This window comes from Dysgonomonas mossii, from assembly GCF_004569505.1.
Taxonomy (GTDB): Bacteria; Bacteroidota; Bacteroidia; order Bacteroidales; family Dysgonomonadaceae; genus Dysgonomonas.
In genome coordinates, this window is the sequence record NZ_SPPK01000006.1 from 86813 (window position 1) to 104136 (window position 17324).

At 37.6% G+C, this 17324-nt stretch carries 15 protein-coding genes; 13 read left to right on the top strand and 2 right to left on the bottom strand.

Annotated elements, in window-relative coordinates:
• The first annotated feature begins 146 nt into the window (after positions 1–146).
• The 9 genes from ybeY to E4T88_RS15570 all read left to right on the top strand — a co-directional run bounded on the left by ybeY (position 147) and on the right by E4T88_RS15570 (position 9821).
• On the top strand, positions 147–566 hold the full coding sequence (ybeY, locus tag E4T88_RS15530) for an rRNA maturation RNase YbeY (RefSeq protein ID WP_135107043.1): 420 nt from the start codon (positions 147–149) through the stop codon (positions 564–566).
• A gap of 6 nt (positions 567–572) precedes the next feature.
• On the top strand, positions 573–1496 hold the full coding sequence (locus tag E4T88_RS15535) for a YeiH family protein (RefSeq protein ID WP_135107045.1): 924 nt from the start codon (positions 573–575) through the stop codon (positions 1494–1496).
• On the top strand, positions 1496–2278 hold the full coding sequence (locus E4T88_RS15540) for a sulfide/dihydroorotate dehydrogenase-like FAD/NAD-binding protein (RefSeq protein WP_135107047.1): 783 nt from the start codon (positions 1496–1498) through the stop codon (positions 2276–2278). The genes E4T88_RS15535 and E4T88_RS15540 overlap by 1 nt, the downstream gene beginning before the upstream one ends.
• A gap of 78 nt (positions 2279–2356) precedes the next feature.
• The gene (gene gltA / locus E4T88_RS15545; RefSeq protein WP_135107049.1) at positions 2357–3829 is read left to right on the top strand and encodes an NADPH-dependent glutamate synthase; all 1473 of its coding nucleotides are present in this window, start codon (positions 2357–2359) and stop codon (positions 3827–3829) included.
• Positions 3830–4235: 406 nt separating this feature from the next.
• Positions 4236–6017, top strand: coding sequence for a hydroxymethylglutaryl-CoA lyase-like TIM-barrel protein (locus tag E4T88_RS15550; RefSeq protein WP_006842002.1), 1782 nt, complete (start codon positions 4236–4238; stop codon positions 6015–6017).
• Positions 6018–6183: 166 nt separating this feature from the next.
• On the top strand, positions 6184–7308 hold the full coding sequence (rffA, locus tag E4T88_RS15555) for a dTDP-4-amino-4,6-dideoxygalactose transaminase (RefSeq protein ID WP_135107051.1): 1125 nt from the start codon (positions 6184–6186) through the stop codon (positions 7306–7308).
• Positions 7305–8417 (top strand): TDP-N-acetylfucosamine:lipid II N-acetylfucosaminyltransferase family protein, encoded by a 1113-nt coding sequence (locus E4T88_RS15560; protein ID WP_135107053.1) that lies wholly within the window; start codon positions 7305–7307, stop codon positions 8415–8417. Before rffA ends, E4T88_RS15560 begins: the two co-directional genes overlap by 4 nt.
• 8 nt (positions 8418–8425) lie before the next feature.
• The gene (locus tag E4T88_RS15565; protein WP_135107055.1) at positions 8426–9190 is read left to right on the top strand and encodes a DUF5040 domain-containing protein; all 765 of its coding nucleotides are present in this window, start codon (positions 8426–8428) and stop codon (positions 9188–9190) included.
• Positions 9191–9194: 4 nt separating this feature from the next.
• A complete protein-coding gene (locus tag E4T88_RS15570; protein ID WP_135107057.1) occupies positions 9195–9821 on the top strand; it encodes a 4'-phosphopantetheinyl transferase family protein in 627 nt (208 codons plus the stop codon).
• Between the two features lie 23 nt (positions 9822–9844).
• Here the strand turns inward: E4T88_RS15570 and E4T88_RS15575 are convergent, their stop codons facing one another.
• Together E4T88_RS15575 and E4T88_RS15580 are read right to left on the bottom strand one after the other, a co-directional pair.
• Positions 9845–10444 carry a DUF6146 family protein gene (locus E4T88_RS15575; RefSeq protein ID WP_135107059.1) on the bottom strand — a complete coding sequence of 200 codons (600 nt, stop codon included), beginning with the start codon at positions 10442–10444 and terminating at the stop codon, positions 9845–9847.
• Between the two features lie 208 nt (positions 10445–10652).
• Positions 10653–12863, bottom strand: coding sequence for a RelA/SpoT family protein (locus E4T88_RS15580; protein WP_135107061.1), 2211 nt, complete (start codon positions 12861–12863; stop codon positions 10653–10655).
• Between the two features lie 280 nt (positions 12864–13143).
• Between E4T88_RS15580 and E4T88_RS15585 the strand changes: the two genes are divergently transcribed.
• The 4 genes from E4T88_RS15585 to pyk all read left to right on the top strand — a co-directional run bounded on the left by E4T88_RS15585 (position 13144) and on the right by pyk (position 17148).
• The gene (locus E4T88_RS15585) at positions 13144–13758 is read left to right on the top strand and encodes a hypothetical protein (protein WP_135107063.1); all 615 of its coding nucleotides are present in this window, start codon (positions 13144–13146) and stop codon (positions 13756–13758) included.
• A 74-nt stretch (positions 13759–13832) separates the two neighbouring features.
• A complete protein-coding gene (locus E4T88_RS15590; RefSeq protein ID WP_135107065.1) occupies positions 13833–15095 on the top strand; it encodes a PLP-dependent transferase in 1263 nt (420 codons plus the stop codon).
• A gap of 105 nt (positions 15096–15200) precedes the next feature.
• Positions 15201–15629: a type II 3-dehydroquinate dehydratase gene (aroQ, locus tag E4T88_RS15595; protein ID WP_135107067.1), complete on the top strand. Its 429-nt coding sequence runs from the start codon at positions 15201–15203 to the stop codon at positions 15627–15629.
• 52 nt (positions 15630–15681) lie between these two features.
• Positions 15682–17148, top strand: coding sequence for a pyruvate kinase (gene pyk / locus E4T88_RS15600; RefSeq protein WP_135107069.1), 1467 nt, complete (start codon positions 15682–15684; stop codon positions 17146–17148).
• Positions 17149–17324 lie beyond the last annotated feature (176 nt).

Below are 17324 nucleotides of genomic sequence, written 5' to 3' on the forward strand. Positions count from 1 at the left end.
TTAACGAAAACAAATTCATATATTTTAGTATGGAATACAGTAAATGTACATTGTATTTTTGTACCTTTATCGCGCAGTTATTAAAATTCTATTTTTAATAGCATTTTTTAATAAATCGCTATACATAAAACTATCATACAGTTACCATGTCTATACTCTATCAAGCAGAGGAAGTAAAACTTCCGTCTATAAAGAAACGTAAAACTACAGACTGGATAAAACTGGTTGCCACATCTTATGGTAAACAGATTGGAGATATTTCATTTATTTTTTGCTCCGACAAAAAAATACTTGAAGTAAATAACCAGTATTTGCAACACGACTATTATACTGATATTATTACATTCGACTATAGTGAAGATGATATAATATCGGGGGACATTTTTATCAGTGTAGATACAGTCAAAAGCAACTCTGAAACGTTCGGAACGAATTACGATGAAGAGCTTAACCGTATTATAATACACGGAATACTGCATCTGTGTGGGATCAATGACAAAGGGCCCGGAGAAAGAGAATATATGACTGAATGCGAAAACAAAGCATTAAAAATATTGGAGGCATAGACAATCGTGCAAAAACTTCTGAGCAAATTATATTATATTGTACCAATCTGCTGTTTCTTCCCGTTCTTCTCAGCACCGTTGGCTTTATTTCTCGGTATAATACTCGCTTTTTTTTATAAAGGGGAGGAAGTAGTTAAAACAGGCAAGCTAACAAAGTATCTACTGCAAGCATCTATTGTATGCATGGGTTTTTCGATGTCGATGCATGAGGTTATCCAAACAGGGAAAACAGGGTTTATGATCACTGTGGGTTCGGTTCTTATAACAGTTTTAGCGGGTATCGGACTCGGTTTGTTACTGAAAGTAGGAAAAAACACAACATTACTTATATCTAGCGGAACAGCTATTTGTGGAGGGAGTGCCATTGCCGCCGTAGCTCCGGTTTTGGGGGCAAAAAACAACGAGATAAGTTTTTCACTTGCTGTTGTTTTTGTATTAAATGCTGTAGGATTATTTATTTTCCCAGCTATCGGACATCTGCTTCAAATGGATCAGACCCATTTCGGATATTGGGCTGCCATAGCTATACACGACACCAGCTCGGTAGTAGGAGCATGTTCGGCATACGGAGAGCAGGCCCTGCAAGTGGGTACAACCGTAAAACTAACACGTACACTCTGGATTATACCGCTTGCATTATGCATCGCGTTCTTTAATAAAAATAAAACCTCGAAAATAACAATACCTTGGTTTATATTTCTGTTTGTTGTTGCTATCATTATAGGAAACTATATTCCGGGAATGACAGAAACAAACGAACATCTCAGCTGGCTTGGAAAAAAAGGAATGATGATTTCTTTATTCTTTATCGGAGCCTCTATTAATCTGGAAGAAGTAAAAAAAACAGGCGTAAACACCTTTCTTCTAGGTATTCTTCTTTGGTTTGTAATAGCTGTATTATCTTTATACTGGATTAAACTAATGTTTTAATGAACAAAATTGTAGACAAAGAGTATTTCTCTGAAAACGTAGTTAAGTTTGAGGTTGAAGCACCTCTTATCGCTAAAAGCCGTAAGGCCGGCCACTTTGTCATTGTACGTGTTGGCGAGAAAGGCGAGCGTATACCTTTAACCATTGCAGCATCTGACCTTAACAAAGGAACTATCACTATTGTTATTCAGGCTGTAGGAGCCTCTTCAAAAAAGATTTGCGAACTGAATGTGGGCGATTATATAACTGATATTGTTGGCCCGCTAGGACAAGCAACCCATATCGAAAACTACGGGACGGTTATCTGTGCCGGGGGTGGAGTAGGTATTGCGCCAATGCTTCCAATTATAGAAGCGATGAAAAGAGCCGGAAATAAAGTTATTTCTGTCTTGGCAGCACGCACCAAAGACCTTGTGATACTCGAAAAACAAGTAGCCGAATACTCGGACGAAGTAATAGTTATGACCGATGATGGTTCTTACGGACACAAAGGATTGATTACAAATGGTGTTGAGATGGTAATTAATCGTGAGAAAGTAGACTTATGTGTAACCATAGGCCCTGCTATTATGATGAAATTCGTTTCTTTACTGACCCAGAAATACAATATTCCTACAATGGCATCATTAAACACCATTATGGTAGACGGCACAGGCATGTGCGGTGCTTGTCGTGTATCGGTAGGAGGAAAAACTAAATTTGTATGTGTTGATGGTCCCGAGTTTAATGCTCACGAAGTAGATTTCGACGAAATGCTAATGAGGCTAAGAGCTTATAGTTAAATTAATTATTGAGTAAAATTAAAAATATCAGCTCAGTCTTATTACCTATAACTAATTACTTACAACTTACGACTAAAAATGACAGAACAAGAATATATACAAGCACGCCGAAGCGAACCATGGAGAGAGGAACTGCGTAAAACCATGAAGGCTAAAGAACGAGGAGAAAAATCTCGTGTACACATGCCCGAGTTGGATGCTGAATACAGAAGCCACTCCCTGAAAGAAGAAGTTAATTTAGGACTTACCGAAGAACAAGCTATGGCAGAAGCGGCACGATGCCTCGACTGCGCAAACCCTACTTGTATGGAAGGTTGTCCGGTGGGAATCCAAATACCAACCTTCATTAAAAACATAGAGCGTGGTGAATTTCTTGAAGCAGCTAAAGTGCTGAAAGAAACAAGCGCCTTGCCTGCTGTCTGCGGACGTGTATGCCCACAAGAAAAGCAGTGTGAAGCGAAATGTATCTATATACAAAAGATGAAAAAAGAGCCGGTGGCTATCGGATACTTAGAGCGCTTTGCGGCAGACTATGAGCGTGAAAGCGGACAAGTAGCTATACCCGAACTAGCTCCTGCCAATGGCATAAAAATAGCGGCCGTAGGTTCAGGCCCGGCAGGACTTTCTTTTGCCGGAGATATGGCAAAACGAGGATATGACGTAACTGTATTTGAGGCACTACATGAGATTGGGGGCGTTCTTAAATATGGTATACCAGAGTTCCGTCTTCCAAACGAAATAGTAGACGTTGAAATAAATGTACTTCGTGATATGGGGGTTAAGTTCGTCAAGAACTGTATTGTTGGAAAAACGATTACCCACGAAGACCTGAGAGAAAAAGGCTTCAAGGGAATTTTTGCTGCAAGCGGAGCAGGGCTTCCTAACTTCATGAATATTCCGGGAGAAAATCTGATTGGAGTGATGTCGTCTAATGAATATCTTACCCGTGTCAACCTGATGGATGCATCAAACCCGGAAAGTGACACCCCTGTGCAAATGGGTAAGAAAGTTGCTGTTATAGGTGCAGGTAACACTGCTATGGATGCGATACGTACAGCAAAACGTTTAGGTGCAGAAAAAGCATATATCATTTATCGCCGCTCGGAAGAAGAAATGCCAGCCCGTATAGAGGAAGTAAAACATGCCAAAGAAGAAGGTATTGAGTTCTATACGCTGCATAATCCAATTAAGTACGAAGGTGATGAAAAAGGTCATGTAAAACGAATGCTCCTACAGAAGATGGAGCTTGGTGAACCGGACGCATCTGGTCGTCGTAAGCCTATCGCAATCGAAGGAGCTACTGAATGGTTCGACATAGATGAAGTAATAGTCAGTGTTGGAGTATCTCCAAATCCATTAATTCCTTCAACGTTTAAAGGTCTTCAAGTTTCTAAGTGGGGAACAATCATTGTGAATCAGGAAACAATGCAATCTGACCTGCCGGATGTATATGCGGGGGGTGACATCGTTCGTGGAGGGGCAACAGTTATTCTGGCCATGGGTGATGGACGTAAAGCTGCTGCAGCAATGGACAAAGCATTAAAAGGATAAAAAAAGATCTATTTATATAAGTAAGCCCTCATTGATTCTTATCAATGAGGGTTTCGTTTTTTATCAAAAAATACAGATAAGATTTTCAATCCATTCGCAGCATAAGTACTATAAAATCACATTCTTTCTCTAGAAGGGTTAATTTCACATTCAGAATCAAAAAGATTGCGCACTTTTATCTTCTTTGTGCAGCCTATATAAGTAGTGAACAAAAAATAGAAAGATTACGTTTTTTTTATGACAAATTGACAATTTTAATATTGTTTTTGTTTATTTATTCGGATATAAAAAGCTAAATTTGTGAGGCTATTAAAGGATTGATATACAATTAATGAATTAATATATTTAGAGTGTACATAGCCTGCATTTTATGTTACTCTTATCAGTATAATACCTAAAAAAAGTTATGGGAAGAGAAATTAAATTCAGCCTCGTTTATCGTGACATGTGGCAGTCATCGGGAAAGTACCAGCCGCGTGTTGACCAATTGACACAAGTTGCACCGGTTATTATTGACATGGGATGTTTTGCTCGTGTTGAAACGAATGGTGGCGCTTTTGAACAAGTAAATTTGCTTTACGGAGAAAATCCAAACAAAGCAGTTCGTGAATGGACAGCTCCTTTCAACAAAGTTGGCATCCAAACACACATGCTTGAACGTGGATTAAATGCTCTACGCATGTACCCTGTTCCAAAAGATGTTCGTCAATTGATGTTTAAAGTAAAACATGCACAAGGGACTAATATCTCTCGTTCGTTTGATGGATTGAATGACCCCCGCAACCTTGAACTTTCTGTAAAATATGCAAAAGAAGCCGGCATGATTTCTCAGGCTGCTCTTTGTATTACTTCGTCCCCTATCCATACAGTAGAATACTATGTAAACTTTGCTGACAAACTAGTAGAGTTTGGAGCTGACGAATTATGCTTAAAAGACATGGCCGGTGTAGGACGTCCTGCTTTCCTAGGTAAATTAGTGAAAGCACTAAAAGACCGCCATCCAAATATTCCGATTCAGTATCATGGACACACAGGCCCGGGTTTCTCTGTAGCTTCTATGCTCGAAGTTGCACGTGCAGGTGCTGACTATGTAGATACAGCAATCGAACCTTTAGCATGGGGAATGGTGCACCCTGATATTATCACAATACAGGCAATGCTCAAAAATGCAGGATTCTCTGTACCTGATATCAATATGAGCGCTTATATGGAAGCTCGCGCATTGACGCAATCATTCATAGACGATTTCTTAGGATATTGGATCGACCCTTCAAACAAAATAATGACATCTCTACTTGTAGGCTGCGGTCTTCCGGGAGGTATGATGGGCTCTATGATGGCCGACCTTAGAGGTATGCATTCGGCTATCAATATGGCCCTTCGCAATAATGGTAAAGCTGAAGTTACGTTGAATGATCTTGTAGTACAATTATTCGAAGAAGTAGAATATATATGGCCTAAACTTGGTTATCCGCCACTCGTAACACCATTCAGCCAATATGTGAAAAATATTGCATTGATGAATATATTCTCGATGGCTCAGGGACAACCTCGTTTCTCTAACATCGACAAAGACAGCTGGAATATGATACTTGGTAAAACAGGTACGCTTCCTGGCAAGCTGGATGAAGAAATTGTTGAATTGGCTAAGGCAAAAGGACTTGAATTCTACACAGGCAATCCACAGGATGAATACCCTGACGCTCTTGATTCATATCGCAAAGAAATGGATGAAAACGGCTGGGATTACGGACAAGATGACGAAGAATTGTTTGAATTAGCAATGCACGACCGTCAATACCGTGACTACAAATCAGGATTGGCAAAAGAACGTTTCAATATAGACCTTGAAAAAGAAAAGGAAAAAGCCGGTGCTCCAATAATCGTAACACGTCAGGTAGTAGAAGTACCTGCATTTGATGCGGAAGCGATTAAAGCTAAATATCCGGAAGCAAAACCTCTTCAAGCTACAGTTAGCGGACAAGTTATTTGGCAAGTGGATGTAGACGATGTTTCTACCGCTCCTGTTGTTGGCACATCCGTAAAAGAAGGTGATGTTGTATGTTTTGTTCAAACTTATTATGGTATCGAAGAAGTAAAAGCTCTTACTTCAGGAAAGATTATCCAAATAGAAACAAAACAAGGCGCAAAAGTTCAAAAGAATCAGGTTTTAGCTTATATAGACTAAAAGTGCAGCCTAATAAAAGAAGAGGGAAGGTTGAATGTTCAACCTTCCCTCTTCTTTTTGAACCCACTTTCCTATTTTTTATATTTATAAGTTTAGATAAACTCCAATTGTATAAATTTTAATTACTTTTGCGCGATCATTTAACTACTGAACTGAACTTAGATTTATGATAAATTTTAATAAGCCTCACCTTACAGGGAAGGAATTAGACCACATCCAAACAAGCCTCAACAACCTGAAGCTCTGTGGAGATGGATATTTCACAAAGAAATGTGAATCTTATTTCGAGAAAATGCTCTCTGCAAAAAAATGTCTCCTCACAACATCTTGTTCCGATGCTCTGGAAATGTGTGCTATATTATGCAAGCTAAATCCGGAAGACGAGGTAATTGTTCCATCGTATACATTCGTTTCCTCTGCCTTAGCTTTTGTTAGAGAAAAAGCCAAAATTGTATTTGCTGATAGCAAAAAAGAAAACCCCTGTATAGATGAACGCAAATTGGAAAATCTAATAACATCTCGAACAAAAGCCATCGTTGTTGTTCACTATGCTGGCATAGCTTGTGATATGGATGTCATTATGGAGATAGCAGACAAGTATAATATATTAGTTATAGAAGACGCAGCACAAGGATTTGGCAGTTACTATAAAGGTAAACCTCTCGGATCGATAGGACACCTGGCGGCATTTTCTTTTCATGAAACCAAAAATATACAATGTGGAGAAGGTGGATTATTAGTAATTAATGATGACAGATTTATCAAAAGAGCAGAAATAGTTTGGGAAAAGGGCACTAATAGGGCGGAATTCTTCCGTGGGGAAATAAATAAATACGGATGGAAAGATTTAGGGTCTTCCTTTCTTCCGGCAGACTATGTAGCAGCCTTCCTTTGGGCTCAACTTGAATCAGCAGAAGAGATACAGCAAAAACGAAAAGCAATTTGGAAGAGATATTATGACAGGCTAAAGGATACACTCAAAGACAGAATACAAGACATTCCCGACTATGCAAGCAATAATGCACATATGTTTTATTTTGTATGCGATTCGTTTGCTGAACGTAGTAGCTTGATAAATCATCTTTCTCAAAACGATATAAAAGCGACATTTCATTATTTGTCTCTACACAAAAGTGATTATATGCAGGAAAAAGGATATCAAGCAGATTTGCCCTATGCAGACCTTTACTCCGATAATCTTATAAGGCTTCCTTTCTATTACGAATTAAGTAATGCAGAAATTGACTTTATAATAGATAAGATTAAAGAATTTTATACCCATAAGCTATGATCCTTCATCTGGTACATGATGAGAAAATAATTAATCGTACTATTGACGTTTTTGAAACTGTATTCCCGGGAGAAAATTTATTTGTTGTTTTTACCCGTAAAAAGTTCAAATTTGTACGAAATGGAGATAATGTAATATCGTTTCTTGATTTTGAAAGAGTAAGAAAAGATTGTGATATTACATCTATCATCATTCATTATATGAATAGTAGAAAGATAAAATTCATACAAACCTTCTATCCTTCAAAACCTACTGTGTACTGGATTATATGGGGTGCTGATTTATACAACAAACTTTTGGAGCCAAGGGGTTTTAAGATGATCGACAAACAAAGTAGCTATCATAAATCCCCAAAATTAAAAAACCTCTTATTAACCCCCTACAACAGGATAAAAGAGCAAATCAGAACCAAGCAGAACATTTACTTTATAGATAAAAGAGTTCAATATATTGTAACAGATACTACAGAAAACGACTACAATATATTATTAAAATACTATCCAAAACTAAAACATATTCCTTGGAAAGATTTCTTTTACTATCCTATTGATGTCATTTTAGGAGAAGAATTAATGGAAATGCATATTGAAGGCCAAAATATTCAGATTGGCAACTCAGCTTCAATGACTAATAATCATGAGTATGCGATGAGTATCTTATCCAAATTGCAAATAGGAGACAGAAAAATTGTCGTCCCTTTGAGCTATTCGGGAGATAAAGCATATAAGGAATCTGTTGTAAGATGTGGAAAAAAGCTATTGGGAGAAAATTTCACTCCTCTAATGAATTTCATGCCATTGGAAGATTACAACAAACTACTCATCAATATCAATGTAGCAATATATGGCAACTGGCGACAAGAAGCCATAGGAAACATTATTATATCTTTGTATCTGGGAGCTAAGGTATTCCTATCTTATCATAATCCAGTATTAGAATGGGCTCAAAATCATAATCTGATTGTATTTGAATTAGAAAAGATAACTCAGGCAGAGATCGACTCTCCTCTAAACGAAACAGACAAAAAGAGAAATAGAAAAATATTAATTCAATTATATAATAAAGAGAGGTTGTTTAAACTCATTAAAGAAAGTTTCGCGGAAAAATAAAGGGAAAAATGAAAAAGCTATTATTATTTACAATTTTGTTAGGAGCATTAAACATCTACGCCCAATCTCCAGAAAAAAACAAATACACTATCTTATTAACAGGCGCATCGTTTGCCTCATCAAACAACGGTTGGTTCGAATTAGCTTGCAGAACGCTCGATGCTACTCCCATAAACAAGGCTATAGGGGGAGAAGCTATTGCTGATGCGGCAAATAAGATCGCAGCTGATACGCTTTATACAAAACAGCAACTAGAAGATATAGATGCTTTCGTAATAATGCATGTACACGATGAAGATGTTGCCAGTGAAAACGGTCTTAAAGAAAACTATAAAGATTATAAGACACCCTTCGACAGGTCAAATTATGCCGCTGCATACGATTATGTCATCAAGCATTACATTACAGATTGTTACAATTTGAAATTTGATAAAAATTCAAAGTATTATAATACCCCGAGCGGAAAACCTGCAATCATAGTTTTATGTACACACTGGCATGACGCACGCATAATATACAATTCTGCAATACGCAAGTTGGCCGATAAGTGGGGCTTTCCGGTTGTAGAATTCGATAAATATATCGGTTTCTCTAAAAATCACCTACACCCCGTTACCGGAAAGCAATATAGCATTTTGTATGCTCATAATAACGAGAAGGTAAATGGTGTAGAGTATGGATGGCATCCGTATAACGGAGAAGACAAGTATATACAACAACGTATGGCTGCTATATTCACCGATTTGATGAAAAAAGTTCTACCTTTGAAGTAGAATTATGCTATATTACAAAGAATATATAACCGATTCAACCCTATTGGGAATATGGAAGATAGAGGAAACCAGCGAAGAGCTGTTTTCTCTACTTGCCCATTACGAATGGATTCAGAATATATATACAGTAAAGGCAGAATCGAGGGTACTAGAAATATTATCAACGAGGATATTAATAAAAGCACTTACTGGTGAAGAAAAAGAAGTGCGCTACAACACTACAGGGAGACCATTTCTCGCAGACGAATCTTATCACATGAGCGTGTCCCACACCAAAGGTTATGTAGCTGTAGCTATCAATAAAGAGAAACCCATAGGGCTGGATGTGGAGTATATATCAGAAAAGATAAGAAGAGTACAAAGTCGTCTTATTTCTGACAAGGAATATATTGACAAGGACAATGAACTCATCCACCTCCTACTCCACTGGTCGGCAAAAGAAGCTATGTTTAAGTACCTTGATACCGAAGGCGTTGATTTCCGAAAAAATTTATTTGTAAGTAAGTTTACTCCTGAAGGGAAAGGAACATTCAATGCAAAAGAGACTCGTTCGCCACAACACATCGAATTTAAAGCATATTACAAGATCGAAAAAGAGTTTGTGTTGGTATGTATTGAGGAGAAAAGCTAAAGAACGAAACCATTCAAAGATTATTATAAAAGGATAGTTTGCGAATCATTCAATATAGCAATCCGATGCTCTTTTTCCATAAACTTAAAAAACATATACAGACGATATTCAAATTCTAACCCATAATATCTATTTGCTTCATAATCAATTTTCACTTCATAGATATCAGGATTGTAGTGCAGCGGCTGACTATAACGATAATTCCATTCGCTTACCATCATTGCATTTTGTATCTTTAACGAAGAAGCAGAATAGAATTCTTTGGGCTTTTGCATAAGCAAGAAAGTTTCATAACCGGGATCAAGGACTGTTATTTCGTAAAGATCATCTAAATCAATCGGCTCATTACCTTTTGTCGTAATAAGAATAATACCATTAAAACGGTTAGAACATATCAGTGGAGGATTTTCTTTAAAAACTTCTATAGACTTTATGTCATCTAAACTAAGAGTACTTAAACTATCTGACTCCATAACTATTCCATCCACAATAAAAAGAGGTGGAACAGAGTTTTTAATAGTAGGCATATCTATTATAATCCGAAAGCCTCGCTCGAATGATGGACTTAAAATATCTAGTATAGCAGGGTAATTAAAAGACGATAAAATTGAAAGTGATTTCATTCTATTGTCTATTTTTATATCAGCCAAAAGCCCCCCTTGTCCCAAACACAAACAAGGAATAATAAATGATAAAACAACTATTATTTTTTTCATAGCCACTCCGATTCAGATTACCTTCCTCAAATATAACTAATTACAATAAATAAAAAACAAAAGTAGCATGAATAAAATCCATGCTACTCTATATTTTGAAATAAAGAATGTCAACTCACGCAAGGCGACTAACTTCCTTCACACCTTTCACTGTTTTCAATTTTTTTATCAGCCCGTTGAGCATATCTGTATTATTCAGCGTCACCGACATATTACCCTGAAACAGTCCATCATTCGAGTCGATGCTGATGGAGCGCATATTTATCCCTTGTTCTTTGGCTATAATAGAGGTCAAGTTGTTGATGATACCTATATCATCATTCCCTATTATCCGCAGTGTAACAGTATAGGTAGAGCCCGATTTACCCGACCACTTGGCAGGAATCACACGATAAGCAAAACGCGAAAACATATCATGGGCATTGGGACAATTTACTCGATGTATCTTTATTCCCTGTGAGGATACAAAGCCAAATATCTCGTCACCATATATTGGATTACAACATTTTGCCAACTTATAATCTACCCCTGTTAGATTTTGATCTATAATTAACTCCTCTTTGCTCGAAGAATCTTTCTTTGTTTCGGGAGTATATACAACGTAATTTTCGGCACTTATAGCCTCATGCTTATCATGCTGTTCTGTTTCTTTTTTCTCTAGGTCAAGATATTGATCTATAACAGAATTGACATCAAGACTTTCTTCTGCTATCTTAATATAGAAGTCGGTGATTGTCTTGAAACCAAGCTTTTTGATCAAACGCATCATTATCGACTCGTTGATCTCTATCTTCCTGTTCTTTACCCGGCGCTTGAGTTGCTCCTTGGCGATCTCTACCTGCTTATTCGCTTCTTCCTTGAGGCTTTGGCGTATTTTATTCTTCGCTTTCGAAGTAGTTACAAAATTGAGCCAGTCTTGCTTTGGCGACTGATTTGGCGAAGTGAGGATCTCTATTTGATCTCCGTTCGACAATTTATGGCGGATAGAAACATTACGTCCATTCACTTTACCCGAAACACAGGTAGAACCAATGCGAGAGTGTATCGAAAAAGCAAAGTCAAGCACTGTTGCCCCATTCGGCAGTTTATGCAAGTCTCCCTTTGGAGTAAATACATAGATCTCATCATCGTAGAGGTCGAGCTTAAAGTTCTCCAATTTCTCACCCGAATCAAGACTTTTATTTTCGAGCATTTCACGCAACCCGGTCAACCAGTCGTCCATCTTCGACTGACTTTTCACACCTTTATACTTCCAGTGTGCTGCCAATCCACGCTCAGCAATCTCATCCATACGACGGGTACGTATCTGTACCTCTACCCAACGGGATTCATGTCCCATAACCGTGGTATGCAACGACTCGTAACCATTGCTTTTGGGAATAGAAAGCCAATCTTTCAGCCTTTTGGGATTCGGTGTATAAAGATCGGTTACAATCGAATACGCCTGCCAACACTCAGGTTTTTCTTTATCTAAAGGGGAGTTTAAGACTATGCGAATAGCAAACAAGTCATAAATCGACTCAAAATCTATCTTTTGCTTTTTCAGCTTATTATTAATAGATGAGATAGACTTCACACGCCCCTTTATATCATACTTCAGCCCGGTCTCTTTCAGTCTGGCATCTATCGGTGCTATAAATTCGGCAATGTATTTATCACGTGAAGCTTTACTTTCACTTATTTTTTCTACAATATAGTCATAAGACTCTCTGTCGGTATATTTCAGATAAAGGTCTTCGAACTCCGTTTTTATATTATACAGCCCTAACTTGTGTGCCAATGGAGTATAAAGAAACGAAACTTCTACTGCCAATTGCAATCGATGCTGTTCGCTATACTTTTCGGCATTTCGGATACGATGGAGCCGGCTCGCTATTTTTATAAGAATTACCCGCATATCCTCGGCGAGCGTTATCAACAGCTTTATGTAATTGTCCGAAGCCATAGCCGACTCGTTCATTTCCAAAGCATTGATCTTCATCAACCCCGACACAATATTTGCTATATCTTTACCAAATATCGTAGATACTTCTTCCAGCGATATCGACTTGTGCATCACAGGACGATAGACTAATAAAGCCAGAATTGCAGCACTTTTCAGCCCAAGCTCTTCCATAAGAATAATAGATGAACTCACTGTAAGGTCTGTAATACTACCAATCTTCTGATCTTTAGCATAGACTCCATCAGCCAATGCCTTCTTTATGACTTTCCTTATTTTCTCAAATTCATCAGGAGTGAGATTAGAATCCAACCCCTTCATCAATCTTTTGAATTTGGAATAAGTCAGGCCTTTATCGTTATATGTGGGGAAATTGTCATTCATTTTCTCTACAAAATATGAGTATATATAATTAAATTGACAAAGACAGGAAAAGATAAATCATATTAATCTCGTATCCGTTTGTAAAATTAACGCTTTTTTGAAAGTGACACGTCTTTTTTATAACAGATGTTTTAATTTTTTCATATTTAGAAACTTTATGCTTTTAGCAGACGTTTTAATGATCAAAGCATTTTAACTTTGCTTATGTTAAATAAACAACCTTGTTTCTCTAGAATAGAAACGGTATAGATTTCAAAAAAACAATTTATATAAAGCTAAGATGAAGGCAAACGATTACGCTAAACTCGAGAAAGATTATGACTTCAAAAGGCATTACTTTAATAACACATTCTGGTGGAAAACACTACTGATGGTGCCACCTATATGTTTCTTGTTTGTCGGACTTGTAGGAATAATATACTTGTTCAATAGTGACATGCTCGTATCGTGGTATATTATCCCTTACCTTTTTTTGTTCACTGTTGGCACTATTTGGCTAAAAGCCCTGAAAAGGCACATATTGAAAGCTGCAATGACTACAGAAGGGGCTTTTCATATTTGTCTTGCCACACTATTGGGAGACAAAGGTGACTACACTTATGCCGCATTTGCAAACAATACACGCCGACATGATAAATACTATATCACAAATCTGGTAAAAGAAATATCTCTTCACGACCTCTTGGCCAAGCATGAAGTGTCTTTCAAAAAAGAAGCTATTCTTATACATGACGAAGAAAGTGACAGTGATATATATGTAAAAGCCTATCCTAAAAAAGAAATAAACAAACGGAATGCAGGATGGAGCTTAAGCGAGGGTTATTTTCCGGTGTTATATATAAACGACAAAAATGTTCCGATAATAAGAAGAAAAGATTTAGTGAGGAAATCATAATTCAATTTCATCTTAACAGGATTTTCACAAGTCTTTTATACCTTTGACACTCAAAATATCAAAGAACATAATTCATGGTTGAAAAAGACTCCAAAAACAAGAAATTTTCCACCCGCATTATCAGTGAAAAATTTTTCAAAAAAGATGTGCATGGTGCAATATCTATGCCTATTTATCGCAATGCTGCCTTCGAGTTTGCCGACTCTGAAAGTATAGCGGCTGCTTTTCAGTATAAAGAAGAGATCCCTTCACACACATATACACGCATAACGAACCCGTCTGTAGAAAATCTGGAACGAAAGATTAAAACAGCATCGGCAGCAGAAAACGTAATGATGGTAGCATCAGGAATGGCCTCAATCTCGAATACTTTCCTTACCATTGCTTATGCCGGAAGTAACATTGTAACATCACCTCACTTGTTTGGCAATACATTTTCACTATTTAAATTTACCCTTGCGGCATTCGGAGTTGAAGTGCGCTTTGTAAACACCGACAATCTGGAAGAGATAGCGTCAGCTATAGACGAAAATACATGTGCCTTCTTTTGCGAATTAATTACTAACCCGCATTTAGAGATCGCCAATCTCCCCGAAATATCAAAGATATTGAGAGCTAGAAATGTACCTATGATCGTTGATAGCACTATTATTCCTTGGTGTGGCTTCGATGCCAGAAAAGCAGGTGTAGATATTGAGGTCGTTTCTACTACAAAATATATATCAGGTGGAGCTACGAGTATTGGAGGAGCAATCCTCGATTACGGTACGTTCGACTGGACGCACAACAAGCGTTTAGCTAATGTAGCAAAAACAGAAGGTGTATCTCAGTTCTCATTTAAGTTGAAACGTGAGATAGCCCGCAACATAGGGGCTGCAATGGACCCAGATACGGCCTACCAACAATCGCTAGGTATGGAAACGCTGGAATTACGTTTCGAAAAAATGTCTGAAACGGCACATGAATTGGCGCAATTCCTCTCAGAACTGCCGGATGTTGTGAAAGTAGGTTATCCAAAATTAACCGGCTCTGCATATAAAAAGATATCGGATTCCCTGTTTGTTGGTAATCCGGGTGCTATGCTGACATTTAGCCTGAAAGACAAAAAAGCTTGTTACGACTTCATGGATAAACTTTGTATTATCCGCAGAGCAACAAACTTGTTCGATAATAAAACATTAATTATACACCCCGACTCAACCATCTATGGCACATTTACACCCGAGATGAAGGAGATAATGGGTATAGAAAGTAATCTTATGCGCCTCTCTGTAGGTCTCGAAGATCCGGATGACCTTAAAGCTGACATATTGCAAGCTTTAGGTAAACAAAACTAATCTTGATTTTTAATTGTTATAAGATTATATCATTCAAAGAAAAAGTAGTACTTTTGTGCTCTGATTATGCGAAACGCAAATAATTGGGGCTAAATAGCTGATATAATGAAGATATTGATACTAAATGGACCAAATTTGAACCTGTTGGGAAAACGTGAACCGGAAGTTTACGGGAACATTTCTTTCGAAAATTATTTTACCCAATTGCAACAAAACTATCCAGATTGCGAATTATCTTATTTTCAGTCCAATCACGAAGGAGCTATTATAGACAAAATACATGAAACCGGATTTACATACGATGGCATTGTGCTCAATGCGGGAGCATATACGCATACTTCCATTGCCATACATGATGCCATAAAGGCTGTAACAACTCCGGTAGTTGAGGTGCATATCTCAAACATTCATACCCGTGAGAATTTCCGACACAAATCAATGATCGCTGCAGCCTGCAAAGGTTCTGTCGTTGGGTTAGGTCTGTTATCATACGAATTTGCTATCGACTATTTTCTGAAAGCAAAGAAGATATAAGATTGCAAGTGCAAATCTTTTAAAGAACTATATATTAAATAAAATTCCATTTATGACTCAGAAAAAAACGAAAATTGTAGCTACAATTTCAGACATGCGTTGTGATGTTGATTTTATTCGTGCATTATATAACGAAGGGATCAATGTTGTAAGGATGAACTCTGCCCACATGACAGAAGAAGGGTTTATCAAAGTAATGACTAATGTACGTGCCGTATCTTCACACATTGGTATTATGATGGATACTAAAGGACCGGAAATACGTACAACAGCTACAGCTTCAGGAGAAAAAATAGTTGTTAAAACCGGAGACAAAATCAAAGTTATCGGTGATATCAATATCCTATCTACTCCCGAGCAAGTTTCACTTTCATATCCAAGCATTATAGAAGACGTGCCGGTAGGCAGCACACTATTGATTGACGACGGAGAAACTGCACTAAAAGTAATCGACAAAACTGCAGAATATCTACTTTGCGAAGTACAAAACGATGGTACAATCGGTAGCCGCAAGAGCGTTAATATCCCTGGAGTAAAAGTAAACCTTCCTTCAATTACAGCAAAAGACAGAAGAAGCATTGAAATCGCTATCAAAAACAAAGCTGACTTCATCGCTCACTCTTTTGTAAGACATAAACAAGACGTATTAGACGTACAAAAGATTTTGGACGAATACAACAGCCCAATCAAAATCATCGCTAAGATTGAAAACCAAGAAGGTGTTGACAATATCGACGAAATCTACGAAACAGCTTATGGCGTGATGGTAGCTCGTGGCGACCTTGGTATTGAAGTTCCACAAGAAAAAATACCTGGAATCCAACGTTTGCTTATCCGTAAAGCCGTAGAATATAAAAAACCGGTTATCGTAGCAACTCAAATGTTGCACACAATGATCGAAAATCCACGTCCTACTCGTGCAGAGGTTACAGATATTGCAAATGCAGTATATTATGGAACAGATGCAGTGATGCTTAGTGGAGAAACTGCTTATGGTAAATATCCGATCGAGGCTGTTCGCGCTATGGCTCAAATTGCTGCTGCTGCCGAACAATCTAAATTAGAAGAAAAAGCAATGCCGGTTCCTTTCAAAGATAGAGAATACGGAAGAACATCATTCCTAGCTAAGCAAGCTGTTAAATCTTGCAACCAACTAGGGGTGAAAGCTATTGTTACAGACAGTATGACCGGACGTACAGCACGTACTCTTGCCGCATTCCGCAGCAAATGTCCTGTATATGCATTCTGCAACAAAGAAGAAGTTGCTCGCTGGTTATCTTTGAGTTACGGTGTAGATCCTCACTTCCAAGAAGATGCTGGTCTTACTAAAAACCACAAAGAATATTTCGTTAGAGCATTAAACCAACTTCAATTAGACGGAGTATTAAGCTCAGGTGACTATGTTACTTATTTGAGTGGAACTTTCTCTGATGGTAAAGGTGGAACATCTTTCCTTGAAATCGAAAAAGTTGGTGCTGTAATGGAACAAGGTGAGAAATTTTTCGTTCCTGTAGACTAATCGAACTTAAAATTTATTTATATAAAAGGGTGCTTCCAAAAGCACCCTTTTTATTTTGCACCTGTTGACTCTTCCTAAAATAGCTTAATATAAAAACCATTAATCTCGAAAACAATGAGAAATCATGTATATTTGAAACCGGACAAACGCAATACTAACAAAATAGACAAAGGCCC

Coding starts and splice junctions, on each gene's coding strand:
- pyk (WP_135107069.1), top strand. CDS start 15,682: ATGACTCAGAAAAAAACGAAAATTGTAGCTACAATTTCAGACATGCGT.
- E4T88_RS15585 (WP_135107063.1), top strand. CDS start 13,144: ATGAAGGCAAACGATTACGCTAAACTCGAGAAAGATTATGACTTCAAA.
- E4T88_RS15590 (WP_135107065.1), top strand. CDS start 13,833: ATGGTTGAAAAAGACTCCAAAAACAAGAAATTTTCCACCCGCATTATC.
- gltA (WP_135107049.1), top strand. CDS start 2,357: ATGACAGAACAAGAATATATACAAGCACGCCGAAGCGAACCATGGAGA.
- ybeY (WP_135107043.1), top strand. CDS start 147: ATGTCTATACTCTATCAAGCAGAGGAAGTAAAACTTCCGTCTATAAAG.
- aroQ (WP_135107067.1), top strand. CDS start 15,201: ATGAAGATATTGATACTAAATGGACCAAATTTGAACCTGTTGGGAAAA.
- E4T88_RS15575 (WP_135107059.1), bottom strand. CDS start 10,444: ATGAAATCACTTTCAATTTTATCGTCTTTTAATTACCCTGCTATACTA.
- E4T88_RS15540 (WP_135107047.1), top strand. CDS start 1,496: ATGAACAAAATTGTAGACAAAGAGTATTTCTCTGAAAACGTAGTTAAG.
- E4T88_RS15570 (WP_135107057.1), top strand. CDS start 9,195: ATGCTATATTACAAAGAATATATAACCGATTCAACCCTATTGGGAATA.
- E4T88_RS15550 (WP_006842002.1), top strand. CDS start 4,236: ATGGGAAGAGAAATTAAATTCAGCCTCGTTTATCGTGACATGTGGCAG.
- E4T88_RS15580 (WP_135107061.1), bottom strand. CDS start 12,863: ATGAATGACAATTTCCCCACATATAACGATAAAGGCCTGACTTATTCC.
- E4T88_RS15560 (WP_135107053.1), top strand. CDS start 7,305: ATGATCCTTCATCTGGTACATGATGAGAAAATAATTAATCGTACTATT.
- E4T88_RS15565 (WP_135107055.1), top strand. CDS start 8,426: ATGAAAAAGCTATTATTATTTACAATTTTGTTAGGAGCATTAAACATC.
- rffA (WP_135107051.1), top strand. CDS start 6,184: ATGATAAATTTTAATAAGCCTCACCTTACAGGGAAGGAATTAGACCAC.